Here is a 22778-nt window from a genome sequence, read left to right on the forward strand (position 1 = left end):
GACGCCGTCCCGCGCCGGCTGCCCCGCTGTCGGCAGTGTGGGGACGCCGTCCCGCGCCGGCTGCCCCGCTGTCGGCAGGGCGCGTACGTCACCCCTCGCCCGCCGCCCCGCCGTCGGCAGTGTGGGGGCGCCGTCCCGCGCCAGCCGCCCCGCTGTCGACACCACAGGGGCGCCACCCCTCGCCCGCCGCCCCGCCGTCGGCAGTGCGGGAACTCCGCCCCGCGCCAGCCGCCCCGCTGTCGACACCACAGGGACGCCACCCCTCGCCCGCCGCCCCGCTGCCGACAGTGCGAAGACTCCGCCCCGCGCCAGCCACCCCGCTGTCGACACCACAGGGAAGCCGCCCCACCCCAGCCACCCCACCCCCGGCACGGCCCGCAAGCCACCCCACCACCCCACCCCCGGCACGGCCCGCAAGCCACCCCACCACCCCACCCCCGGCACGGCCCGCGAGCCACCCCACCACCGCACCCTCACCCACCCACGCCCCCTCACGACTGCAACCCCCTGGGCCGCAGCAGCAGCTCCGCGATCGACGCCAGCCAGTCCACCAGCAGCGCCAGCGCCACCGTGAGGATCGAGCCGAGTACCAGCACCGGCATCCGCTGGTTGGTGATGCCGGTCGTGATCAGTACGCCGAGGCCGCCGCCCCCGCCGAAGACCGCAAGGGTCGCCGTGCCGACGTTGAGGACCAGGGCCGTACGGACACCCGCGAGGATCAGGGGGACGGCCAGTGGCAGTTCGACCCGGCGCAGCACGCCCAGGGGGGACATGCCGATGCCGCGGGCCGCCTCCAGCAGGGTCGGATCGTTCGCCTTCAGGCCGGTGATCGTGTTCGACAGCACGGGCAGGATGGCGTAGATGATCATGCTGATCAGGGCGGCCCTGCGGCCGATGCCCAGCCAGATGACGAGGAGGGCCAGCAGGCCGATCGCCGGGGTCGCCTGGCCCATGTTGGCGAACGCCATCGCCACCGGCGTGGCCCTGCTGAACGCCCCGCGGGTCAGCAGGATGCCCAGCGGGATCGCGATGATCAGCACGAAGAACGTGGAGATCACGGTCAGCTGGATGTGCTGCCACAGGGCCTTGGAGACCTGGCCGCCCGACAGGGCGTTCCGGGAGAGCGCGTCCAGGTCGGCCTGCACGAACCAGAGCCAGGTGGCGAGCAGCAGGGCCACCAGGGCGGTGGGCAGGACGGTCAGCTTCTGCCAGCTGATGCGTGCGGGCCGGGGAGCCGGTGGCGTCCGGGGCGCCTCGGCCTTCTCCTCGGTCTTCTCCGAGACCGCCGGCTCGGACGGAACGTCCTGCACCTCGGGCGCGGTCACGCCTGCCGCTCCCCGCCGAGGCCGACCACGCCCGCGACGCCGCCGCCCTCCTGCTCCGCGTGCGTCTGCGAGGCCCGCAGCGACTCCAGTTCGTGCTGGTGCTCCAGCGCGTCGAGCCGGTCGGCCTCCAGCATCTCGTGCACGGAGTTGATGAGCGTCTCCATGTCGACGACACCCGTGTACTCGCCGTGCCGCCCGGTCACCGCCACCCGCCCCGCGTTGTCGGTGAGCACCGCCTCCAGCGCGTCCCGCAGCGTCGCGTCCCGGGTGACCGTGTCGTGCACCAGCGTCCCGGCCCGGGCCAGCGAGCCCCGGGCCCGCATCAGGTCACCCCGCCTCAGCCACTTGTAGGGGCGGCCGCGCCGGTCGAGCAGCAGGACCTCGTTGGTGCCGCCGGCCCGCAGCCGGTTGAAGATCTGCTGCAACGGGTCGTCGATCGTGACGGTCGGATAGTCGGTGACCTCCACGTCCCGTACGCGGGTCAGGTTCAGCCGCTTCAGCGCCGCCCCGGCACCCACGAACCCGGACACGAAGTCGTCCGCCGGGTTGGTGAGGATGGCCTCCGGGGTGTCGAACTGGGCGATGTGGGACCGCTCGCGCAGGACGGCGATCCGGTCGCCGATCTTGATCGCCTCGTCGAAGTCGTGGGTGACGAAGACGATCGTCTTGTGCAGCTCGTGCTGCAGCCGGATCAGCTCGTCCTGGAGATGGTCGCGGGTGATCGGGTCCACCGCCCCGAACGGCTCGTCCATCAGCAGCACCGGGGGATCGGCGGCCAGCGCCCTCGCCACGCCCACGCGCTGCTGCTGACCGCCCGAGAGCTGACGCGGGTAGCGGCCGTGGAACTCGCCGGGGTCGAGGCCCACCAGGTCGAGGAGTTCCTCGGTCCGCTCCTTGATCCGGGCCTTCGACCAGCCGATCATCTTCGGCACGAGGGCGATGTTCTGCGCGACCGTCATGTGCGGGAAGAGACCGGCCGACTGGATCGCGTAGCCGACCTGGCGGCGCAGCTTGACCGGGTCCATGTCGGTGACGTCCTCACCGTTGATGCGGATCCGGCCGCCGGTCGGCTCGATCAACCTGTTGATCATCTTGAGGGTGGTCGACTTACCGCAGCCCGAGGGGCCGACGAAGATGACGACCTCGCCCGCCTTGATCTCCATGCTCACGTTGTCCACGGCCGGCTGCGCGCTGCCGGGGAACCGCTTGGTCAGGCCCTCCAGCTCGATGGAGGCCCCGTGGTCGCCGGACTCAGGCACGGATCCCCCTGGGAATGGTCAGCCGCCCGATCAGGACGTACGCGGCGTCGAACAGCAACGCCAGGACGATGATGCCGAGCGTGCCCGCGAGGACCTGGTTGAGCGCGTTCGCGCTGCCCAGCGAGGCCAGGCCGCGGAAGATGACGTTGCCGAGGCCAGGGCCGGAGGCGTACGCCGCGATGGCCGCGATGCCCATCAGCATCTGGGTCGAGACCCGGATCCCGGTCAGGATCGGCGGCCAGGCCAGCGGCAGCTCGATCCGCAGCAGCCGGGCCGACCGGGACATCCCGATGCCCGTGGCCGCGTCCACCAGTGACGGGTCGACCCCGCGCAGGCCGACGATCCCGTTGCGGACGACCGGCAGCAGTCCGTACAGCGTCAGGGCGATCACCGTGGGCGGCACGCCGAGACCCACGATCGGGATGAGCAGACCGATCAGGGCCAGTGCCGGGACGGTCAGGATGGTGGCGGTGGTCGTGGTCGCGAGGTTCCCGGACCACTCGCTGCCGTAGGTGACGACGGCGATCAGCACCCCGATCACGGTCGCCACGACCATGCACTGGAAGACGACGCTCGCGTGCTGGTAGGCGTCCGTGAGCAGCTGTTCTTTCTGGTTGCCCAGATACTCCAGGAAGTTCACACGCGCTCACCCCACGACTCAGGTCTCCTCCGCTGCCTGCTCCACCAGCGGGATGATCCGCAGCGGAACGGGGTTCTCCATGACGATCGCCGTGGAGGCCCGGACGATGCCATCAAAACCGACGACCCGGTCGATCACACGCTGGAGATCGGCGTTGGAGCGGGCCACGAGGCGGCACATCATGTCCCCGCTGCCGGTGGTGGTGTGCAGCTCCAGCACCTCCGGCACGGTCGCCAAGTGGGCCCGTACGTCGGCTCCTTGGCCCTGCCGGATCTGGAGCGTCGCGAACGCCGTGACCGGGTAGCCGAGCGCCGCCGGATCCACCTCCGGACCAAAGCCGCGGATGACTCCGTTCGACTGAAGCCGGTCCAGCCGGGCCTGCGCCGTGCCCCGGGCCACCCCCAGCCGCCGGGACATCTCCAGCACCCCGATCCGCGGCTCCCGGGCCAGCAGCAGGATGATCCGGCCGTCCAGATGATCGATCGCCACAGCAGCCTCCCGAGGTGGTCATCCTGTACAGAAAGGCCGGTGCCACGGCCCTATTGCTGAACAGATTGCCCAGCGGAAACGCAAACTATTGCGCACCTTGCCGAGCGGGGAGACCCTGCGGCTATGACGCAGACCACACACCACACTCCCGACACCGCCCGGCAGGCCGACCCCTTCCCGGTCAAGGGAATGGACGCGGTCGTCTTCGCCGTGGGCAACGCCAAGCAGGCGGCGCACTACTACTCCACCGCCTTCGGCATGAAGCTGGTCGCCTACTCCGGACCGGAGAACGGCAGCCGCGAGACCGCTGCGTACGTCCTGGAGAACGGCTCCGCCCGCTTCGTCCTCACCTCGGTCATCAAGCCCACGAGCGACTGGGGCCACTTCCTCGCCAAGCACGTGGCCGAGCACGGCGACGGTGTCGTCGACCTCGCCATCGAGGTCCCGGACGCGCGGGCCGCGTACGCCTACGCGCTCGAGCACGGCGCCCGCTCGATCGCCGAGCCGTACGAGCGCAAGGACGAGCACGGCACCGTCGTCCTGGCCGCCATCGCCACCTACGGCGAGACCCGCCACACCCTCGTCGAGCGCTCCGGCTACGACGGCCCCTATCTGCCCGGCTATGTGGCGGCCCAGCCGATGGTCGAACCGCCCGCCCAGCGCACCTTCCAGGCGATCGACCACTGCGTCGGCAACGTCGAGCTCGGCCGGATGAACGAGTGGGTCGGCTTCTACAACAAGGTCATGGGCTTCACGAACATGAAGGAGTTCGTGGGCGACGACATCGCCACCGAGTACAGCGCGCTGATGTCGAAGGTCGTCGCCGACGGCACGCTCAAGGTCAAGTTCCCGATCAACGAGCCGGCCATCGCCAAGAAGAAGTCCCAGATCGACGAGTACCTGGAGTTCTACGGCGGCGCGGGTGTGCAGCACATCGCGCTCAACACCAACGACATCGTGCAGACGGTCCGCACCATGCGCACGGCCGGCGTCGAGTTCCTGAACACGCCCGACTCCTACTACGACACCCTGGGGGAGTGGGTCGGCGAGACCCGCGTCCCGATCGACACCCTGCGCGAGCTGAAGATCCTCGCCGACCGCGACGAGGACGGCTACCTGCTGCAGATCTTCACCAAGCCGGTCCAGGACCGTCCGACCGTCTTCTTCGAGATCATCGAGCGCCACGGCTCGATGGGCTTCGGCAAGGGCAACTTCAAGGCCCTCTTCGAGGCGATCGAACGCGAGCAGGCCCGCCGCGGCAACCTGTAGCCCGATCGCCCCCTGAGACGGTGCGGGTGTCACGGGGCACCCGCACCCTCTCATTCCCCTTCCGGCTCCGGGCCCATCACCGGCACCTCCGTGTCCGGCGGCTCACCCAGCGCCTCCATCGCCGCCCGCGCCGCGGGCACCTGCAGCGGCGAGAAGTGCGGGTTGATCCGCAGTGCCTCCGCGAGGTGCCGCCGGGCCGGCCCGTACCGCTCCAGCTCTCGCTCGATCATGCCGCGGTGATACATGTACGCCGCGCTGCGCACCCCGCCCGAGTGCTTCTCCTCCGTCGCCCGCACCGCGAACGCCAGCGCCTCCTCATGCTCCCCGGCCCGGTGCAGCGCCCACCCCAGCGCGTCGGCCACCGCCGTCCCCGGCTGCCGCTGCCACTCCGCGCGCAACCGCCGTACCGCGGCCTTCGGATCGCCGTGGTCCGCCTCGAACTGCCCCAGCACCAGCTCCTCGTCGGCACCGGCCGCGGTCGCCTCGCGCACCCCCTCCCGCAGCAGGTCGTACTGCACCCGGGCCGCCTCCGGCATCTCCAGCGACTCGTACAACTCGCCCAGCTCCAGGGCGTACTGCGGACACGGCTGCTTGGCGAGCGCCACCCGGTAGGCGTTCAGCGCCTCCGTCGTCCGGCCCAGGGCCGCCAGCGCCCGGCCCTGCCCGGCCTGCGCGGCCCGCTGGTCCGGGTCGAGACGCACCGCCTCCTGGAAGTGCCGCAGCGCGTCCTCGAGGTCCCCGCGCTCCCAGGCCAGCTGCCCGGCCCGCTCCAGATAGGCCGCCCGCTCGGCCGGGGCCCGCGCGGCCGCCGCCGCGTCCGCCAGCGAGGCCGCCGCGTCCTCCCGCCGGCCGTGGTCCCGGTAGACGGCGGCGGCCCGCGCCAGCACGGCGGGCCCGGAGCGCAGCTCCGTCAGCCGGTCCAGCGCCCGCTCGGCCGCCTGGTGCGCGCCCAGCCCGGTGTAGGCGTCGATGAGCAGCGGATACGTCGTCCAGCGCCGCGGCTGGAGCTTCAGCGCCGCCTCACCCCACTGGCGTGCGGCGGGGAAATCCCGGCGGGCGTTGGCCAGCGCCGCGAGACCGGCCAGGGCACGGGCGTTCCGCTTCGGCCGCACCTTCAGCGACGTACGCAGCGCCTTCTCGGCACGCGGGTAGTACGCCGGGTCCGCCAGCCGCCGCCCCTGCTCCACATAGGCGCCACCGAGCACCGCCCAGGACCGCGCGTCCTTCGGGTGCGTCCGCAGCCGCTTCTCCCGCGTGTCGATCAGCTCCGCCAGGCCGGGCAGCGCGGCCGGCACGCCGCGGGCGACCGCCGCCATGGCCTGCGCCCCGGGCGACGGCGGAGCGGGCGGGGCGGGCCGGTCCCACGGCACCAGCACCAGCACCCCGCCGAGCACGGCACATCCCGCGACGGACGCGATCAGCACATGCCGACGCCGCACCCGCCGGCTGCGAAAGGGGTGTTTCGAACTCCTGCTCTCCTGTCGCTCCGGGCCCTCCTGATGGTTCTCCATGGCGCTCACTGTGCGTCAGTACGACGACCACACCCGGGCAGGCGAAGGGTGCCGCGGACGGGGTTCACACCGATGGCCCCGGGTGCGAACCTGTGATCATGAGCCGTATCGAAGCGCGCAGCCCCGAGGACACCGAAACGACGGGCAACCTGGTCGACCTCCTGCTCGGCGGCCTCCCCGCCGACGCGGTTCTCACCGACTCCGATGTCACGGCCTCCTACGCCAACGACATGGCGAGCTTCTGCCCGGCCGGCACCCCGGCCGTGGTCGTGCTGCCCCGTACGACCGAGCAGGTCCAGCACGTGATGCGCACCGCCACCGCCCTGCGCGTCCCGGTCGTCCCGCAGGGCGCCCGCACCGGACTGTCCGGAGCCGCGAACGCCTCCGACGGCTGCATCGTGCTCTCCCTGACGAAGATGGACCGGATCCTGGAGATCAACCCGGTCGACCGCATCGCCGTCGTCGAGCCCGGCGTGATCAACGCCGCCCTGTCCCGGGCCGTCGGCGAACACGGCCTGTACTACCCGCCGGACCCCTCCAGCTGGGAGATGTGCACCATCGGCGGCAACATCGGCACGGCCTCGGGCGGCCTGTGCTGCGTGAAGTACGGCGTGACCGCCGAGTACGTCCTCGGCCTGGACGTCGTGCTGGCCGACGGGCGGCTCATGTCCACCGGCCGCCGCACCGCCAAGGGCGTCGCCGGGTACGACCTCACCCGGCTGTTCGTCGGCTCCGAGGGCTCGCTCGGCATCGTCGTACGGGCCGTCCTCGGGCTGCGCCCCAAGCCGCCCGAGCAGCTGGTGCTGGCCGCCGAGTTCTCCTCCGCTGCCGCCGCCTGCGACGCCGTGTGCCGTGTCATGGAGGGCGGCCACGTCCCGTCACTCCTCGAACTCATGGACCGTACGACGGTCAAGGCCGTCAACGACCTGGCGCAGATGGGCCTGCCGGAGAGCACGGAAGCGCTGCTCCTGGCCGCGTTCGACACCACGGCCCCGGCCGCCGACCTCGCCGCCGTCGGCGCGCTGTGCGAGGCCGCCGGCGCCACCCAGGTCGTACCGGCCGACGACGTGGCCGAGTCCGAACTGCTGCTCCAGGCGCGGCGGCTGTCGCTCACCGCGCTGGAGGCCGTCAAGGGCGTGACGATGATCGACGATGTGTGCGTGCCCCGCTCCCGGCTCGCAGAGATGCTCGAAGGGGTCGACCGGATCGCCGAGAAGTACCGGCTCACCATCGGGGTCGTCGCCCATGCGGGCGACGGCAACACCCACCCGACCGTGTGTTTCGACGCGGCGGACCCCGACGAGTCCCGGCGCGCCCGCGAGTCCTTCGACGAGATCATGGCCCTCGGCCTGGAACTCGGCGGCACCATCACCGGCGAGCACGGCGTCGGCGTCCTGAAGAAGGAGTGGCTGGCGCGCGAGATCGGCCCCGTCGGGCTGGAGATGCAGCGGGCCGTCAAGCAGGCCTTCGACCCGCTGGGCATCCTCAACCCGGGCAAGCTGTTCTGACCCGCCCCCTCTCACTGGGCGAGCAACTGGTCCAGCTCGTCGTCGAGACCGAGCTGTTCACCCTCCGCCCCCGGCGGAACCACCCGCAGCGTGCGCTCCAGCCACGCCGACACCTGGGCCGCCGGGGCCTCCAGCAGGGCGTCCCCGTCGGGTGAACTCAGTCCCATCAGCACGACGCCGCGCCCCTCGGACTTCGCCGGCCACACCCGCACGTCCCCCTGCCCGCACGGCCGGAACACGCCCTCCACGAGCAGCTCGCGGGCGAACGTCCAGTGCACCGGGTGCTGGGTGTCGATGTGGAAGGTGACGTGGACGGCGTACGGATCGTCGGTGAGATACCCGAGCCGGGCCGGCACCGGGATCCTGCGCTCCGGCGACAGGACGAGTCTCAGCTCCAGCTCCCGCTCCACAACGGTGTGCATAGCGGTCTTCCCTTCTCCTGACGGCTGCCCGTGAGGGCCGGTCAGGGAGGGAGAGCGGGTGGGGGCGTCCGCATTACGCGGCTTGCCGGAAGTTTTTTCGCTTTTTCGCCGCGTAGCACATCGGTGCTCGAATGGGGTGGGTCCGGTGGGAGCGGCCGTGGGGCTTGCGCTCGTCTGATAGATGTGGAGGCCCCCAGTTGACCCCCGAGCAGATACGGGACCGACGGACATGAGCGCCCCAACCCCGGCCCCCGGTGACGACCGGCCCCGCGAAGGGTATTACCCGGACCCGTCCATTCCTGGATATGTCCGGTACTGGAACGGTGCCTCCTGGGTGCCGGGCACCAGCCGTCCGGCGCCCAAGGACGGCGAGACGCTCGCGCCGCCGCCCGGTGCGGGGTCCGGCTCCGCCGCCTCGGTCGAGGAGACCGGCCCGCACTTCTTCGACGAGGACCCGGCCGACCCCGCCCAGGAGCCGTCGGCCGCCGACGCCCAGCACGGCAGTCGTCCCGAACCCGCGACCGCCTGGGGCGCCGACCGCTCCCGCCAGTCCGGCTTCGGCGGCGACCAGGACCGCCGCGTCTCATGGGGCGCCCCGCAGGGAGCACAAGGGGCCGCCGCCGCGCCGGGGTCCGACCCCAGAGTGCCGCACGCCGACCGGGGGCCGCACGCCGACCGCGGGCCGGACGGCGAGTCCGGCGGCCGGCAGGCGGACGCCGCGGCAGCCGGCAGCACCTTCGTCTTCCGCCGCCCGACGGGGAAGTCCGGGGGCGGGGCGGCGGCATCCGCCGACGTTCCCGACGAGGGCACGATGACGTTCCGCGCGGTCTCGCCGCGCCAGGGCACGGGGAGCCCGGCGCCTGGTTCCGGCGCGCAGGGCGGTCCGGCGGCCTCCGACGGTGGTGCGGGGGCCGGGGGCTTCGGGCCGGCCGGCGGTGGCCCGGCGGGGCCCGCCTTCGGCGCGCAGCCCGGGGCGGCCGGTCCCGGGGCCAACGCGGGGTCGTCCGGCTTCGGTGCCGGCAAGGCGGCCGCCGCCCGGGCCGCCGCCGCGCAGGCGGGAGCCCAGTCCTCCGCGGCCGCCCCGACGGCGCTGTCCGGGCCCCAGGCGGCCCCCACCGTTCCCCCGCAGTCCGGCGGACCCCAGCAGGGAGCCACCCCCCTCAGCGCGGGCCCGGGCGGGGGTCAGTCGTCCTGGGCGCAGCAGGTGCACCGGCTCGCCGGAACCGGCGACGAGCAGCCCGTCGCGCCCTGGAAGCCGCCGACCGAGGACTTCTTCCAGGCGGCCGCCCGGCGCCAGGCCGAGGCCCGCCCCGCCGGGCTCGGCAAGCGCCTGGCCGCCCGATTGCTGGACACCGTCGTCCTCCTGGGCGTCACCGCCGCGGCCGCCGTACCGCTCGGCACCATGGCGATCGACCACGTCAACGAGAAGATCGACGCGGCCAAGCTCTCCGGCGAGACCGTCACGGTCTGGCTGCTCGACGGCACCACGTCGGTCTACCTCGGCATCATCGTGGCCGTCCTGCTGCTCGTCGGTGTCGTCTCCGAGGTGCTGCCCACCGCCAAGTGGGGCCGCACCCTCGGCAAGAGGCTGATGGGTCTCGAGGTGCGGGACATCGAGGGCCACGAGGCCCCGGACTTCGGCTCCGCCCTGCGCCGCTGGCTGGTCTACAGCGTGCCCGGGCTGCTCGTCGTCGGGATCGTCGGCGTCGCCTGGTGCCTCTTCGACAAGCCGTGGCGCCAGTGCTGGCACGACAAGGCCGCCCATACGTTCGTGGCGGGCTGAGTACCTCGTACGGCCGTCTGCCGGATGCGGAGGCGGGGGGTTCGCGGTCGACTCGGGCCATGAGCAGTGAACCGCCCCCCGGCTCCGGGCAGCAGCCCCCGGAAGACGACCCGTTCAGGAAGCGGCCCCCGAACGAGCCGCCCGGTGGGGGCGCGGGCTCGCCCTACGGCAGCGAACCCCCGCCGTACCAGGGCGGCGGCGGTCCGTCCGGTGGTCCAGGCGGCGGCCCCTACGGCGGGGATCCGTACGGCGGCGGCTCCTACCCCACCGACCCCCTCGCCGGCATGCCCCCGCTGGCCGACAGCGGCAAGCGCACGCTCGCCCGCGTCATCGACATGATCCTGGTGGGTGTCGTCGTCTGGCTGGTCACCTGGGGCTTCGACGTCAACGAGTACGACGTGGACAGCGACCGCATCGAGGTCGGCAAGTCCTTCTGGCAGTCGGGGGTCGCCGCCGTCCTGTACATCGCCTACGACACGATCCTGACCGCCAGGACCGGCCAGACCCTCGGCAAGAAGCTGCTGCACCTGCGCGTGGCCAACCTCGACAACGGCGCCACGCCCTCCGTGCAGAACTCGCTGATGCGCGCCGCGGTGCTGTGGATCCCGTTCGCCTTCTGCTGCGCCTGTGTCTGGACAGCGGTCTGCGGCGGCTGGAGCTTCTTCGACCGGCCCTACAAGCAGGGCCTGCACGACAAGGCGGCCAAGTCGGTCGTGGTCAGCACCGGTTGAGGCGGTCGCGTCACTGCGGAGCGGGATCAGCCGGCGGTCAGGAGGCGGCCCGCTCGCGCACCGGCTCCGGGGCCGGGGCCGGCGCGGGGACCGAGGCCCGCAGGGGTTCCACGGGGGCGGGCTGTTCCACCGTGGTGCGGCGTTTGCCGGGCAGCGGCACCGTCATGGCGACCAGCAGCCCGAGGGCGAGCGCCGCGAGGGCGATGATCGCGACCCCCACACCCGAACTCGTCTGTGACAGCAGCAGCATGGCGAGGGTCGAGAAGATCACGGTGCACGAACCGTAGGCGAGCTGTGCGGCAGTCGGACGGGGCATGGCCATCATGTCCTCGAAAGTGGGGGTCCACGGGGGTGTCGGCCTGGCTTTCCGCCGCTTACCGAGCGTTCCGCCAAGTGACATTCTCAGGGGCAGGGTGCCCGAGCGGAACCGCCGGTAAGCGTGACCTAATCAACAGGTCCGGAGCACAGGGGGCGCACGGGGTCATGGCGTCCACCCAGTGGACATATGCGCGCGCCTGCTGCCAGATGGGCATGCGGTTGGTTGTCCGCAAAACGAACGTGGACTCCGCATAGTGCACTTGACCTGTCCAAGTCAAGGTCTGTCTTTTCTGCTTAACCTCTAGTCAAATGTCGTCACTTGACTACACGCGTTGATCACGCGCGCGCGGACTCCGGCACATACGAGACCCCTTCCCCCGCGCGCTCGAACGCGGGGGAGGAACTCAAGTGACCAGTAGACCCTGGACGTTCAGAGCGGCCGCCATCGGTGTGGCGCTCGCGGCGGCCACCGCCACCGTCTCCACCTACGCGGTGGCGCAGGCCGACGACGCCTCCGCTCCCCGGTCCACCACCGTGGACCGGCACGACCCGGCGGAGCACAAGCACGACGAGCACAACCTCGAAGGCCCGCTGAGCAAGACCCAGGAGGCTCAGCGCCAGGAGGCCCTGAACCAGGTCATATCCGGCAAGTCCACGGTCAAGAACCGTGAGGGCTCCAAGGTCGTCCAGCTCAAGAGCAAGAAGGGCGACAGCAAGTACGTCGAGCTCGGCCGCGAGAAGACCGACAAGATCTTCACGATCCTGGTCGAGTTCGGCGACGAGATCGACAGCAAGTACGGCGGCACCCCGGGCCCGCTGCACAACAAGATAGCCAAGCCGGACCGCAAGAAGGACAACTCCACGGCCTGGCGGGCGGACTACAACCAGAAGTACTTCGAGGACCTCTACTTCGGCACCGGCAAGAACACCGAGTCGGTCAAGAAGTACTACGAGAAGCAGTCCTCCGGCCGCTACTCGGTCGAGGGTGAGGTCTCCGACTGGGTCAAGGTCCCCTACAACGAGGCCCGTTACGGCAACAACGCCTGCGGTGACACCAACTGCCCGAGCGTGTGGAACGTCGTCAGCGACGGTCTGAACGCGTGGGTCGCCCAGCAGAAGGCGGCCGGCAAGACCGACGCCGAGATCAAGGCGGACGTCAAGAAGTACGACCAGTGGGACCGCTACGACTTCGACGGCGACGGCGACTTCAACGAGTCCGACGGCTACATCGACCACTTCCAGGTCGTGCACGCCGGTGAGGACGAGTCCGCGGGCGGCGGCGTACAGGGCACCGACGCGATCTGGGCCCACCGCTGGTACGCCTTCGGCACCGACGCCGGAGCCACCGGCCCCGCGGACAACAAGCTGGGCGGCGCGAAGATCGGCGACACCGGCATCTGGGTCGGCGACTACACCGTCCAGCCGGAGAACGGCGGACTCGGCGTCTACGCCCACGAGTACGGCCACGACCTCGGTCTGCCGGACCACTACGACACCACCGGCGCCGGCGACAACTCCACCGGCTTCTGGACCCTGATGTCCTCCGGCTCCTGGCTCGGCACCGGCAAGAACGAGATCGGTGACCTGCCCGGCGACATGACCGCCTGGGACAAGCTCCAGCTGGGCTGGCTCAAGTACGACACCGCGAAGGCCGCGACGAACTCGTGGCACAAGCTGGGTGTCGCCGAGTACAACACGAAGCACAAGCAGGGCCTCGTGGTGGAGCTGCCCAAGAAGAAGGTCACCACCGAGATCGTGGAGCCCGCGCAGGGCGCCACGCAGTGGTGGAGCGGCAGCGGCGACAACCTCAAGAACTCGCTGACCCGTTCGGTCGACCTCACCGGCAAGAAGTCGGCGTCGCTGACCCTCGACGGCTGGTACGACATCGAGGCCAACTACGACTACCTCTACGCCGAGGTGTCGACCGACGGCGGCGCCAACTGGACCGCGCTCGACGGCACGGTGGACGGTCAGCCGATCCCGCGTGACGGCAGCGACAAGCCGGCGCTGACCGGCACGGTCGACGCGTACAAGAAGCTGGCGTTCCCGCTGGACGCCTACGCGGGCAAGAAGATCGACCTGCGCTTCCGCTACCAGACCGACGGCGGCGTGGCCCAGAAGGGCTTCACGGCCGACCGCATCACCGTGACCGCCGACGGTGCCGCGGTCTTCTCCGACGACGCCGAGTCCGCGGACGCGGCCTGGAAGGCGAACGGCTTCGCCCGCATGGGCGCGTCCTTCACCAAGGACTACGCGCAGTACTACCTCGCGGAGAACCGCCAGTACGTGTCGTACGACAAGACCCTCAAGGTCGGCCCGTACAACTTCGGCTTCTCCAAGACCCGTCCGGACTGGGTGGAGCACTACGCGTACCAGAACGGCCTGTTGATCTGGAAGTGGGACACCTCCCAGCAGGACAACAACACCAGCGTCCACCCGGGCACGGGTCTGCTGCTGCCCGTCGACTCGCACCCGAAGGCCATGAAGTGGTCCGACGGCACGCTGATGCGCAACCGGATCCAGGCCTACGACTCGCCCTTCAGCCTGTACGGCACGGACGGCATCACGCTGCACAACGCGGACGTCGCGACCAAGATCAAGTCGTCGAAGGGGGTGTCGGTCTTCAACGACCGGAAGAACACCTACTACGACGAGTCGAACAAGACCGGCGGCGTCAAGATCACTGACACCAACACCAAGATCAAGATCATCAAGGAGGCGAAGGACGGCTCGACGATCGAGCTCGAGGTCGCCCCCGCGGCGAAGTAAGACGCGTTTTCCCAGCTCAGAGCATGATCGGCGGTGACCCCCTGGCGGGTCACCGCCGATCCGTGTTTAGGTGCGTCCTGTGGTTCTCTTATTGACACCGACCGACACGGGGGGATGACCGCATGGCCGCAGGAGGCTTCTGCAAGCTGCCGAACGGCACGGTGGTGGTGGCACTGAACCTGCCCCGCCCCGCCGCCGACGGCCCCGGCGCCGTCCGCGTGCTCGTCCACTCGGCCAACCGCGCCCGAGCCCTGACCAGGCTCCGAAACCTGGGTCTGCGGGCGGTCTACCTGCGCGGCAACGCCGCCCCACCGACCCCCGACGAGATCACGGCGGTCCTCCACCACCCCGACGGCCTCATATGGCGCACGGCCCCTGACAACGGTGTCCTGTCCCCGGACCTCACCACGGAACTGTGGCGCCCGATCAGATCCCTCCTGAGACGCCCGACGGCCCAGACCTGACGCCAAGCCCCTCCCGCCCGCCTCACGGATTGGGAGCGGGCCCACGCGCGCCCGGCTACCCGCCGGCCGGGCGTCCGCCACGGCCATGGTCGGTACCGGAAGCACTGGGGCTCGGCCCCGCGGTGGGACATGGCCCGCCCGGGGCTACAGGGCCCTGGCGGCTCGCCGACCCCAGCCGGACGGCCCCTTGCCCGGTGGCCCGTGGCCTCCCGCGACAGACCCCGGGCCGGGATGCCCTCGCTGAGGCCCGGCCCACGGTCGGATGGGCCCCTGCCGGGGCCCGCCGGGCGTCTGGCGGCGGCCCCACCGGGCGTGATCCCACCGCCAGGGCACGGCGCCCAGGTGGGACCTGCCCCACCTGGGCCTGCCGGTGGTTCGGCCGAGTGTGATCATTCCGCCGATCCGGCCGGTTACGCCCCCCCGCCCGGGCCCGCCTCGCGGCCCGTTCGGCCCGCGCGCCCGCCGGGGCGACGGCGGACATGGCCGGCCGGCAGCCAAGGCCCACGGGCGGTTCCGGTCCGGGGCGGGCTCGTGGCTCGCCCGCTCCCTACAGGACGACCGGCTTCCCGGACAGCTCCACGCCCGCCTCGCGCAGCTCCTCCAGGGCCCGCTCGGTGGTCTCCTGGGAGACGCCTGCCGTCAGGTCCAGGAGGACGTGGGTGCGGAAGCCCTCCCGGGCCGCGTCCAGGGCCGTGGCGCGGACGCAGTGGTCCGTGGCGATGCCGACCACGTCCACCTCGGTCACCTCGCGGGAGCGGAGCCAGTCGGCCAGGCTCGTGCCGTTCTCGTCCGTTCCCTCGAAGCCGCTGTACGCCGCCGAGTACGCCCCCTTGTCGAACACGGCATCGATCGAACCGGAAGCGACCGCGGGGGCGAAGTTGGGGTGGAAGCCGACGCCCTCCGTGCCCGCGACGCAGTGCGCGGGCCAGGAGTGGACGTAGTCCGGGTTCGTGGAGAAGTGGCCGCCGGGAGCGATGTGGTGGTCGCGGCTGGCCACGACGTGCTGGTAGCCGGACCCGGCCGCCTGCCCGATCAGCTCCGTGACGGCGGCAGCCACATCGGCACCGCCGGACACCGCGAGGCTGCCTCCCTCGCAGAAGTCGTTCTGCACGTCTACGACGATCAAGGCGCGGCGCATGGTCGGTGTCCTTCGGCTATGAGGTCGGCAAGCCCGGCCGGTGAACGTCCGAGCCTATTGACAAGGAGGAGAGGGCGGGAGGGGGTACGGGTCGGCGCACAGCGGCACACCGCAATTAGCTACCCGAGGCCCCGTGCGCGTACTCCGTCGGAAGGACAGGCTCCCCGCGCGAGAGCTGCGTCGCCGACATCGGAAGCCCCGCGCGAGCGGCCGCGTGCCGGTCGCGGACCGCGTCCAGCGGCTCACGGGCCACGACCTCACCACCCTTGACCAGCTCCACCAGCAGCTGCCGGTCCGCGAGCCCGGCCGGCACCGGCCCCGTGCCGATCACCTCGGCCTCGGCGACCCCGTACGCGTCCAGCCGCCGCGCGGCCCACTTGCGCCCGCCCACCGACGTCTTGCCCCCGGTCGACTTCTTCGCCACCGGTATCAGCGGCGCCCTCGGGTCGGTGGACTCGGCCCGCGCGACGAGCTTGTAGACCATCGAGGACGTCGGATGCCCGGAGCCGGTCACCAGCTGCGTACCGACGCCGTACGCGTCCACCGGCGCCGCCGCCAGCGAGGCGATCGCGTACTCGTCCAGGTCCGAGGTCACGACGATCTTCGTACCGGTCGCCCCCAGCTCGTCCAGCTGCTGCCGCACCCGGTGCGCCACCAGCAGCAGATCGCCGGAGTCGATCCGCACGGCCCCCAGGTCGGTGCCCGCGACCTCCACGGCCGTGCGCACGGCCTCGGCGACGTCGTACGTGTCGACGAGCAGGGTCGTGCCCCGCCCCAGCGTGTCCACCTGGGCCTGGAAGGCGTCCCGCTCGCTGTCGTGCAGCAGAGTGAAGGCGTGCGCGGAGGTGCCGACGGTCGGGATGCCGTAGCGGAAACCGGCGGCGAGGTCGGAGGTGGTCGCGAAGCCGCCGACGTACGCGGCCCGGGAGGCCGCCACCGCCGCCAGCTCGTGCGTGCGCCGGGCGCCCATCTCGATCAGCGGCCGGCCACCGGCGGCCGACGACATCCGCGAGGCCGCCGCGGCGATCGCCGAGTCGTGGTTGAGGATCGACAGGATCACGGTCTCCAGTAGCACGCACTCGGCGAAGGTGCCCTCGACCCGCATGATCGGCGAGCCCGGGAAGTACACCTCACCCTCGGGGTAGCCCCAGATGTCCCCGCTGAAGCGGTAGCCGGCGAGCCATTCGAGGGTCTGCTCGTCCACGATCTCCCGCTCGCGCAGGAAGCCGAGGACGCCCGGGTCGAAGCGGAAGTTCTCCACCGCGTCCAGCACCCGCCCGGTGCCCGCCACGACGCCGTAGCGGCGCCCGTTCGGCAGCCTCCGGGTGAAGACCTCGAACACGCTCCGCCGCTCGGCCGTGCCCGCCGCGAGCGCGGCCCGCAGCATCGTCAGCTCGTACTGGTCCGTGAAGAGCGCCGTCGAGGGAACGTCCACCGGCAGCCCAAGGTCCGCTGTGTTCATGGCGAGATCGTACCCCCATTTCGTCAGTCTGACGATTGTGTCTCCGGGCGACGCGATCGCCTTGCCCCCAGGCCCGTTTGTGCGACTACCCCCCTCGGGTGGCAGCATGGGCATGTGACGTCACCCGCACCCCTGGAGATCGAACGCACCGAGTCGGCGGAGGAGGTCTTCGCCGTCCCCGAGCCGGACCTTCCCTGGGTCACCATCGTCCACAACGACCCGGTCAACCTCATGAGCTATGTGACGTACGTCTTCCAGACGTATTTCGGCTACTCCAAGGACAAGGCCACCAAGCTCATGATGGACGTCCACCACAAGGGCCGGGCGGTCGTCTCCAGCGGCAGCCGCGAGGAGATGGAGCGCGACGTGCAGGCCATGCACGGCTACGGCCTGTGGGCCACTCTCCAGCAGGACCGCAAGTAGCCAGCAGCCCGCCCAGCAGCGAAAAGGCGTTCATGCCCGGAACCTTCGAACCGCTTCCCGGCGGCGGCGCGGCCGTCGCCCTCGACGACGTCGAGATCTCCATCATCCGGTCGCTGGCCGTCCAGCTCCTGGAGCTCATCGGCCCCGGCCCCGCCGAGGACGCCCCCGACGACCCGCTCGCCGAGCTGTTCGCGGACGGCCCGAGCGAGCCGCCGACCGACCCGGTGCTCAAGCGGCTCTTCCCGGACGCCTACAGCGACCCCGAGCAGCCCGCCTCGCCCCGGGACGCCGAGGAGCAGCGGGCGTACTCCTCCGAGTTCCGCCGCTACACCGAGAACGACCTGCGGGCCGGCAAGCGGGGCAGCGCCCTCGCGGTGATCCGCTCCCTGGACGCGCTCCCCTCGGCCTCGGCCGGTGAGGGCGGGGCCGTGCTGAAGCTGTCGCCGGAGGAGTCGCAGCAGTGGCTGGGTGCCCTGAACGATCTGAGGCTCGCGATCGGCTCGCGGCTGGAAATCACCGATGAGGAGGACAGTGATCTCCTCTATCGCCTCCCGGACGAGGACCCGCGCAAGCCGATGGTGATGGCCTATCTGTGGCTGGGTGGACTCCAGGAGACGCTGGTCGGAACGCTGATGCCTTGATCAGTGAACGCTGATGCCCTGGTCAGTGCAGGTCCTGTGACCGGCGGGTGACCGATCGGTGTTCGCTCAGAGGACACTCAAATCCGGATAACGATCGCGTCACCGCGCCCGCCTTCTATGCCGTCTTCGGCTGCGCTTTGTCCGGTTCTCCCTGTGCGGTGCGTCACAAATCAGCCATGTGATCAATGTTGCGGCCGTGATAAATCTTCACGACCGCCCGGCCGACACCACCCGAATGTTCGGCCGGGTGCGCCACCGAGCCGACAACCGTCGGCCAGGCACGAGCGGCCCTCCGGGGCCCGCTCAGCTCCATCATTCCGGGGGGATCGAGACCCGATCCGAGGCCGACGCGAGGCCCGGGTCGGCATGGAGAAAGGGCGCACCACACATGACCTCTGCGCAGGTCGACACGGAAAACGTCCCCGAAGAGGGGTACGAGCGCGGACTCGGCAGCCGTCAGGTCCAGATGATCGCCATCGGCGGCGCCATCGGCGTCGGCCTGTTCATGGGCGCCGGGGCGAACATCGCCAAGGCCGGGCCCAGCATCATCCTGATGTACGCCCTCGCGGGCGTCGTCATCTTCTTCATCATGCGGGCCCTGGGCGAACTGCTCCTCTACCGGCCCGTCTCCGGCTCCTTCGCCGAGTACGCCCGCGAATTCCTCGGCCCGTTCTTCGGGTTCGTCACGGGCTGGACGTACTGGCTCATGTGGGTGGTCACCGGCATGGCCGAACTCACGGCCGCCGCGATCTACATCCACTTCTGGTTCCCGGAGATCCCGCAGTGGGTCAGCGCCTTGGTGTTCCTGGTGGTGCTCTTCGGCGTCAACCTGATCTCCGTCAAGATCTTCGGCGAGGTCGAGTTCTGGTTCTCGATGATCAAGGTCACGGCCATCATCGGCATGATCGTCATCGGCCTCGGCGTGCTCACCCTCGGCTTCTCCGACGCCGGTGACACCGCCACCGTCTCCAACCTCTGGGCGCACGACGGCTTCTTCCCGAACGGCATCGGCTCCAGCCTGATGACGCTCCAGGGCGTCATGTTCGCCTACCTCGCCGTCGAGCTCGTCGGCGTCACCGCGGGCGAGTCCGAGAACCCCGAGAAGACCCTGCCCAAGGCCATCAACACCCTGCCCTGGCGCATCATCGTCTTCTACGTCGGCGCGCTGCTGGTGATCCTCTCCGTCGTCAAGTGGACCGAGTTCTCCGAGGGCGAGAGCCCGTTCGTCCACGCGTTCGGCGAGATCGGCATCCCGCTCGCCGCGGGCATCGTCAACTTCGTGGTGCTCACCGCGGCCCTGTCGTCCTGCAACTCGGGCATGTACTCGACCGGCCGGATGCTGCGCGACCTGGCCTCCAACAGCGAGGCGCCGCAGGCGTTCGGCAAGCTCAACGCCCGCAAGACGCCCGCCGTCGGCATCACGGTCTCCGTGGCGCTCATGGGCATCGGCGTCGTCCTGAACTACGTCGTCCCGGAGAAGGCGTTCCTCTACGTCACCTCCGTCGCCACCGCGGCCGGCATCTGGACCTGGATGATGATCCTCGTCAGCCACATCCGCTACCGCGCCGCGGTCGACGCGGGCCGGCTGCGCGCCTCGTCCTTCCCCGCCCCCGGCGGAGCGCTCTTCAGCTGGGTCGCGCTCGTCTTCCTCATCGGCGTGACCTGCATGATCGCGTACGACAAGGACGCGCGGGTCTGCCTGTACGTCGCCGCCGGCTGGGCCGTCGCCCTCGGTATCGGCTGGGCGGTCCTCAAGAGCCGCAACCCGCAGATCGCCGAGCGCCGCGACCCGGACTTCGAGAAGGTCGGCTGACGAAGCCCGCCGGAACCGAACCAGCCAGGACGCCCAGCGGCAGGGAGTACTCGTGGCACTCCCTGCCGCTGCCGCTCAGGGCGTCCGGCATATGGGCCGTTCCGTACCAACCCTCGGTACGGAACGGCCCTTCTGCTTATCCTGACCAGCATGCTGACCATCACCCAGGCCCTCGTCGACCAGATCGTCGCCCACGCGCGCAAGGACCACCCCGACGAGGCGTGCGGCGTGATCGCGGGCCCCGAGGGCTCGGACCGCCCCGAGCGCTTCATCCCGATGCTGAACGCGGCCATGTCGCCCACGTTCTACGAGTTCGACTCCGGCGACCTGCTCAAGCTCTACCGCGAGATGGACGACCGCGACGAGGAGCCGGTGGTCATCTACCACTCCCACACGGCGACCGAGGCCTACCCCTCCCGCACCGACATCTCCTACGCGAACGAGCCGGGCGCCCACTACGTCCTCGTCTCCACCGCCGACACCGACGGGGCCGGCGAGTTCCAGTTCCGCTCGTTCCGTATCGTCGAGGGCGAGGTCACGGAGGAAGAGGTCCAGGTCGTCGAGGCGTACTGAGCGGGCCTGAGCAGCGCGGTCTCACTCCCCGGCCCGCAACCGTCCGCGATGTGGGATCACATTCCAGTACCCGGACCGGGAATCGATACGATGACCCCATGGTTTTCCACGACGTGAGCGACAAGACGCCGGGCGAGCTGCTCGTGGCGCGGCTGCACGTCGACCTGTGCAGGCTCGCCAGCGCCATCTGTTGACGCAGGTCCCTGCCGCCGTACGGCCGTGAGCCGCGGCGTTGCACACCGCACAACCCGCTGTTCCTGCGCTGCCGCGCGCCCCGACTGACTACTCCCGACAGGAGCCCTGAAGCCATGGCCATCGAGGTCCGCATCCCGACCATCCTCCGCACGTACACCGACGGTCAGAAGGCGGTGGAGGCCAGCGGTGACACCCTCGCCGAGCTGTTCACCGACCTCGAGACCCGGCACGCGGGCATCCAGGCCCGCATCGTCGACGGCGACCAGCTGCGCCGCTTCGTCAACGTGTACCTGAACGACGAGGACGTGCGCTTCCTCGACGGCATCAACACCAAGCTGTCGGACGGCGACAACGTCACGATCCTGCCGGCCGTGGCCGGCGGCATGGTCTGATCACCGATGCGCTACGACTCACCCCTGGCCGCGGTAGGCAACACCCCCCTGGTGCGCCTGCCGCGGCTGTCGCCGTCCCCCGACGTCCGTATCTGGGCGAAGCTGGAGGACCGCAACCCGACCGGCTCGGTCAAGGACCGTCCGGCCCTGCACATGATCGAACAGGCGGAGAAGGACGGCCGCCTGACCCCGGGCTGCACCATCCTGGAGCCCACCTCGGGCAACACCGGCATCTCGCTGGCCATGGCGGCGAAGCTCAAGGGCTACCGCATCGTCTGCGTGATGCCGGAGAACACCTCCCAGGAGCGCCGGGACCTGCTGGCCATGTGGGGCGCCGAGATCGTCTCCTCCCCGGCCGCGGGCGGTTCCAACACCGCCGTGCGCGTCGCCAAGGAACTCTCCGCCGAGCACCCGGACTGGGTGATGCTGTACCAGTACGGCAACCCGGACAACGCGGGCGCCCACTACGCGACGACGGGCCCGGAGATCCTCGCCGACCTGCCCTCCGTCACCCACTTCGTGGCGGGCCTCGGCACCACGGGCACGCTCATGGGCGTGGGCCGTTTTCTGCGCGAGCACAAGCCGGACGTCCAGATCGTCGCGGCCGAACCGCGCTACGACGACCTGGTCTACGGCCTGCGCAACCTCGACGAGGGCTTCGTCCCCGAGCTGTACGACGCGTCCGTCCTCACCAGCCGCTTCTCGGTCGGCTCGGCCGACGCGGTCACCCGTACCCGGGAGTTGCTCCAGCAGGAGGGCATCTTCGCCGGTGTCTCGACGGGCGCCGCGCTGCACGCCGCGCTCGGCGTGGGCCGCAAGGCCGTGAAGGCCGGCGAGCAGGCCGACATCGTCTTCGTCGTCGCTGACGGCGGCTGGAAGTACCTGTCGACGGGCGTCTACACGGCGGCCACGACGGAGGCGGCCATCGAGACGCTCCAGGGACAGCTCTGGGCGTGAGCCGACGGCGGATCACACGAAAGGGCCGGAGTTCTCACTCCGGCCCTTCTGGTTCTCCTCCGGTTCTCCGGGACGGGGCGGGTGTTTCTCCGGGAAGGGGCGGGCGGTCTCACCCCGCCAGATACCGCACCCGGTCCCACAGCGCCGGGTCCACCACCCCGACCCGTCGCCGGAAGCCCCACACCGGGACCTCCCGCAGCTCGTCCGTCTCCAGGAAGCTCGCACGGCCCCTGGCATCGCCGACCGAGCCCGGCGGCAGCGGGATGACGCCGTGGCGCTCGTCCCGGAACCGTGTGGTGATCTTCGCGACGGTCGCCCGCTCCCCGCGCACCGCCAGCACCAGACACGGCCGGTCCTTGGTCCGCGCCGCGTCCTCGTAGGGCACGTCCGCCCACCAGATCTCCGCCGGCTGCGGCAGGCCCGCCACCGCGGTGGCCGGTGCGGCCGGCCGGCCCCGCCGCGCCGGCGACCGGCGCCCCCAGCCGTCGACGAGCGTCGCGATGAGCGCGAGCAGTACCACCGCGGCGAGCGCCAGCCACCAGGACGTGTCCATACTGAGACGTTACCGGCGCCATCCCTCCCATGCGCCCTTCCTCACAAGGATCACGTCCGGCCCTGCCGCCCGAACCGGTGACACCACAGGTGAGTTCGCCCACAACAGCCCTTGGCGGAGGAGCTACCGGAGGTTTTGCGCCT

General features: G+C 70.8%; 23 protein-coding genes. 13 read left to right on the forward strand and 10 right to left on the reverse strand.

All coding sequences use genetic code 11. From position 1 onward, the window contains the following. Window positions 1-491: 491 nt before the first annotated feature. From ACZ58V_RS13030 to ACZ58V_RS13045, 4 genes are read right to left on the reverse strand one after another with little or no spacing between them, the layout of a single operon-like run. Window positions 492-1310 carry an ABC transporter permease gene (locus ACZ58V_RS13030; RefSeq protein ID WP_471290681.1) on the reverse strand — a complete coding sequence of 273 codons (819 nt, stop codon included), beginning with the start codon at window positions 1308-1310 and terminating at the stop codon, window positions 492-494. 11 nt (window positions 1311-1321) lie between these two features. Beyond that, window positions 1322-2584 carry a betaine/proline/choline family ABC transporter ATP-binding protein gene (locus ACZ58V_RS13035; protein WP_471290032.1) on the reverse strand — a complete coding sequence of 421 codons (1263 nt, stop codon included), beginning with the start codon at window positions 2582-2584 and terminating at the stop codon, window positions 1322-1324. Further along, on the reverse strand, window positions 2577-3224 hold the full coding sequence (locus tag ACZ58V_RS13040; protein WP_189723955.1) for an ABC transporter permease: 648 nt from the start codon (window positions 3222-3224) through the stop codon (window positions 2577-2579). The genes ACZ58V_RS13035 and ACZ58V_RS13040 overlap by 8 nt, the downstream gene beginning before the upstream one ends. A gap of 18 nt (window positions 3225-3242) precedes the next feature. Continuing rightward, window positions 3243-3713: an Lrp/AsnC family transcriptional regulator gene (locus tag ACZ58V_RS13045; RefSeq protein ID WP_382580320.1), complete on the reverse strand. Its 471-nt coding sequence runs from the start codon at window positions 3711-3713 to the stop codon at window positions 3243-3245. A gap of 123 nt (window positions 3714-3836) precedes the next feature. On the opposite strand from ACZ58V_RS13045, the gene hppD reads away from it, so the two are divergent. Continuing rightward, window positions 3837-4982, forward strand: a complete 1146-nt coding sequence (gene hppD / locus ACZ58V_RS13050) for a 4-hydroxyphenylpyruvate dioxygenase (protein WP_468190333.1) — start codon at window positions 3837-3839, stop codon at window positions 4980-4982. A 50-nt stretch (window positions 4983-5032) separates the two neighbouring features. On the opposite strand, the gene ACZ58V_RS13055 is transcribed toward hppD, so the two are convergent. Then, window positions 5033-6493: a tetratricopeptide repeat protein gene (locus ACZ58V_RS13055; RefSeq protein WP_471290034.1), complete on the reverse strand. Its 1461-nt coding sequence runs from the start codon at window positions 6491-6493 to the stop codon at window positions 5033-5035. Window positions 6494-6585: 92 nt separating this feature from the next. Here ACZ58V_RS13055 and ACZ58V_RS13060 point away from each other — a divergent pair, with 92 nt between their 5' ends. Then, window positions 6586-8001, forward strand: coding sequence for an FAD-binding oxidoreductase (locus tag ACZ58V_RS13060; protein ID WP_471290036.1), 1416 nt, complete (start codon window positions 6586-6588; stop codon window positions 7999-8001). Between the two features lie 11 nt (window positions 8002-8012). Here ACZ58V_RS13060 and ACZ58V_RS13065 read toward each other — a convergent pair whose 3' ends face one another. After that, window positions 8013-8423, reverse strand: a complete 411-nt coding sequence (locus tag ACZ58V_RS13065) for an SsgA family sporulation/cell division regulator (RefSeq protein ID WP_189723951.1) — start codon at window positions 8421-8423, stop codon at window positions 8013-8015. A gap of 229 nt (window positions 8424-8652) precedes the next feature. Here ACZ58V_RS13065 and ACZ58V_RS13070 point away from each other — a divergent pair, with 229 nt between their 5' ends. Then, window positions 8653-10206 carry an RDD family protein gene (locus ACZ58V_RS13070; RefSeq protein ID WP_471290037.1) on the forward strand — a complete coding sequence of 518 codons (1554 nt, stop codon included), beginning with the start codon at window positions 8653-8655 and terminating at the stop codon, window positions 10204-10206. A 59-nt stretch (window positions 10207-10265) separates the two neighbouring features. Beyond that, window positions 10266-10937, forward strand: coding sequence for an RDD family protein (locus tag ACZ58V_RS13075; RefSeq protein ID WP_468190325.1), 672 nt, complete (start codon window positions 10266-10268; stop codon window positions 10935-10937). 37 nt (window positions 10938-10974) lie between these two features. On the opposite strand, the gene ACZ58V_RS13080 is transcribed toward ACZ58V_RS13075, so the two are convergent. Continuing rightward, on the reverse strand, window positions 10975-11259 hold the full coding sequence (locus ACZ58V_RS13080; RefSeq protein WP_468190533.1) for a hypothetical protein: 285 nt from the start codon (window positions 11257-11259) through the stop codon (window positions 10975-10977). Between the two features lie 404 nt (window positions 11260-11663). On the opposite strand from ACZ58V_RS13080, the gene ACZ58V_RS13085 reads away from it, so the two are divergent. Both ACZ58V_RS13085 and ACZ58V_RS13090 read left to right on the forward strand, forming a co-directional pair. After that, window positions 11664-14024, forward strand: a complete 2361-nt coding sequence (locus ACZ58V_RS13085; protein WP_471290038.1) for an immune inhibitor A domain-containing protein — start codon at window positions 11664-11666, stop codon at window positions 14022-14024. Window positions 14025-14146: 122 nt separating this feature from the next. Continuing rightward, a complete protein-coding gene (locus tag ACZ58V_RS13090) occupies window positions 14147-14488 on the forward strand; it encodes a hypothetical protein (RefSeq protein WP_468190321.1) in 342 nt (113 codons plus the stop codon). A gap of 547 nt (window positions 14489-15035) precedes the next feature. On the opposite strand, the gene ACZ58V_RS13095 is transcribed toward ACZ58V_RS13090, so the two are convergent. Then, complete coding sequence (locus ACZ58V_RS13095; RefSeq protein WP_468190319.1) at window positions 15036-15626, reverse strand: nicotinamidase; 591 nt, start codon at window positions 15624-15626, stop codon at window positions 15036-15038. A 115-nt stretch (window positions 15627-15741) separates the two neighbouring features. Then, window positions 15742-17088 carry a nicotinate phosphoribosyltransferase gene (locus tag ACZ58V_RS13100; RefSeq protein ID WP_471290039.1) on the reverse strand — a complete coding sequence of 449 codons (1347 nt, stop codon included), beginning with the start codon at window positions 17086-17088 and terminating at the stop codon, window positions 15742-15744. Between the two features lie 114 nt (window positions 17089-17202). Here ACZ58V_RS13100 and clpS point away from each other — a divergent pair, with 114 nt between their 5' ends. The 7 genes from clpS (at window position 17203) to ACZ58V_RS13135 (ending at window position 22082) form a co-directional block, all read left to right on the forward strand. Then, a complete protein-coding gene (gene clpS, locus ACZ58V_RS13105; RefSeq protein ID WP_184593217.1) occupies window positions 17203-17511 on the forward strand; it encodes an ATP-dependent Clp protease adapter ClpS in 309 nt (102 codons plus the stop codon). Window positions 17512-17543: 32 nt separating this feature from the next. After that, window positions 17544-18152 (forward strand): DUF2017 domain-containing protein, encoded by a 609-nt coding sequence (locus ACZ58V_RS13110; protein WP_471290040.1) that lies wholly within the window; start codon window positions 17544-17546, stop codon window positions 18150-18152. Window positions 18153-18540: 388 nt separating this feature from the next. Then, a complete protein-coding gene (locus tag ACZ58V_RS13115; protein ID WP_471290041.1) occupies window positions 18541-19965 on the forward strand; it encodes an amino acid permease in 1425 nt (474 codons plus the stop codon). 150 nt (window positions 19966-20115) lie between these two features. Further along, window positions 20116-20538, forward strand: coding sequence for a M67 family metallopeptidase (locus tag ACZ58V_RS13120; RefSeq protein ID WP_391097849.1), 423 nt, complete (start codon window positions 20116-20118; stop codon window positions 20536-20538). Between the two features lie 98 nt (window positions 20539-20636). Beyond that, the gene (locus ACZ58V_RS13125; RefSeq protein ID WP_311125941.1) at window positions 20637-20732 is read left to right on the forward strand and encodes a putative leader peptide; all 96 of its coding nucleotides are present in this window, start codon (window positions 20637-20639) and stop codon (window positions 20730-20732) included. 114 nt (window positions 20733-20846) lie between these two features. Next, window positions 20847-21125 carry a MoaD/ThiS family protein gene (locus ACZ58V_RS13130; RefSeq protein WP_184593209.1) on the forward strand — a complete coding sequence of 93 codons (279 nt, stop codon included), beginning with the start codon at window positions 20847-20849 and terminating at the stop codon, window positions 21123-21125. 6 nt (window positions 21126-21131) lie between these two features. Beyond that, the gene (locus ACZ58V_RS13135) at window positions 21132-22082 is read left to right on the forward strand and encodes a PLP-dependent cysteine synthase family protein (protein ID WP_468190308.1); all 951 of its coding nucleotides are present in this window, start codon (window positions 21132-21134) and stop codon (window positions 22080-22082) included. A 109-nt stretch (window positions 22083-22191) separates the two neighbouring features. Here ACZ58V_RS13135 and ACZ58V_RS13140 read toward each other — a convergent pair whose 3' ends face one another. Beyond that, entirely contained in the window at window positions 22192-22635 is a 444-nt protein-coding gene (locus ACZ58V_RS13140; protein ID WP_468190306.1) for a type II toxin-antitoxin system PemK/MazF family toxin, read from the reverse strand. Window positions 22636-22778: the final 143 nt, after the last annotated feature.

It is taken from the genome of Streptomyces sp. NPDC040589, from assembly GCF_055594445.1.

What these genes read in the sequence shown, in the direction of transcription:
- hppD (WP_468190333.1), top strand. Translation starts at nt 3,837, where the DNA reads ATGACGCAGACCACACACCACACTCCCGACACCGCCCGGCAGGCCGAC.
- ACZ58V_RS13055 (WP_471290034.1), bottom strand. Translation starts at nt 6,493, where the DNA reads ATGGAGAACCATCAGGAGGGCCCGGAGCGACAGGAGAGCAGGAGTTCG.
- ACZ58V_RS13065 (WP_189723951.1), bottom strand. Translation starts at nt 8,423, where the DNA reads ATGCACACCGTTGTGGAGCGGGAGCTGGAGCTGAGACTCGTCCTGTCG.
- ACZ58V_RS13070 (WP_471290037.1), top strand. Translation starts at nt 8,653, where the DNA reads ATGAGCGCCCCAACCCCGGCCCCCGGTGACGACCGGCCCCGCGAAGGG.
- ACZ58V_RS13075 (WP_468190325.1), top strand. Translation starts at nt 10,266, where the DNA reads ATGAGCAGTGAACCGCCCCCCGGCTCCGGGCAGCAGCCCCCGGAAGAC.
- ACZ58V_RS13080 (WP_468190533.1), bottom strand. Translation starts at nt 11,259, where the DNA reads ATGGCCATGCCCCGTCCGACTGCCGCACAGCTCGCCTACGGTTCGTGC.
- ACZ58V_RS13090 (WP_468190321.1), top strand. Translation starts at nt 14,147, where the DNA reads ATGGCCGCAGGAGGCTTCTGCAAGCTGCCGAACGGCACGGTGGTGGTG.
- ACZ58V_RS13095 (WP_468190319.1), bottom strand. Translation starts at nt 15,626, where the DNA reads ATGCGCCGCGCCTTGATCGTCGTAGACGTGCAGAACGACTTCTGCGAG.
- ACZ58V_RS13100 (WP_471290039.1), bottom strand. Translation starts at nt 17,088, where the DNA reads ATGAACACAGCGGACCTTGGGCTGCCGGTGGACGTTCCCTCGACGGCG.
- ACZ58V_RS13110 (WP_471290040.1), top strand. Translation starts at nt 17,544, where the DNA reads ATGCCCGGAACCTTCGAACCGCTTCCCGGCGGCGGCGCGGCCGTCGCC.
- ACZ58V_RS13115 (WP_471290041.1), top strand. Translation starts at nt 18,541, where the DNA reads ATGACCTCTGCGCAGGTCGACACGGAAAACGTCCCCGAAGAGGGGTAC.
- ACZ58V_RS13120 (WP_391097849.1), top strand. Translation starts at nt 20,116, where the DNA reads ATGCTGACCATCACCCAGGCCCTCGTCGACCAGATCGTCGCCCACGCG.
- ACZ58V_RS13125 (WP_311125941.1), top strand. Translation starts at nt 20,637, where the DNA reads ATGGTTTTCCACGACGTGAGCGACAAGACGCCGGGCGAGCTGCTCGTG.
- ACZ58V_RS13130 (WP_184593209.1), top strand. Translation starts at nt 20,847, where the DNA reads ATGGCCATCGAGGTCCGCATCCCGACCATCCTCCGCACGTACACCGAC.
- ACZ58V_RS13135 (WP_468190308.1), top strand. Translation starts at nt 21,132, where the DNA reads ATGCGCTACGACTCACCCCTGGCCGCGGTAGGCAACACCCCCCTGGTG.
- ACZ58V_RS13140 (WP_468190306.1), bottom strand. Translation starts at nt 22,635, where the DNA reads ATGGACACGTCCTGGTGGCTGGCGCTCGCCGCGGTGGTACTGCTCGCG.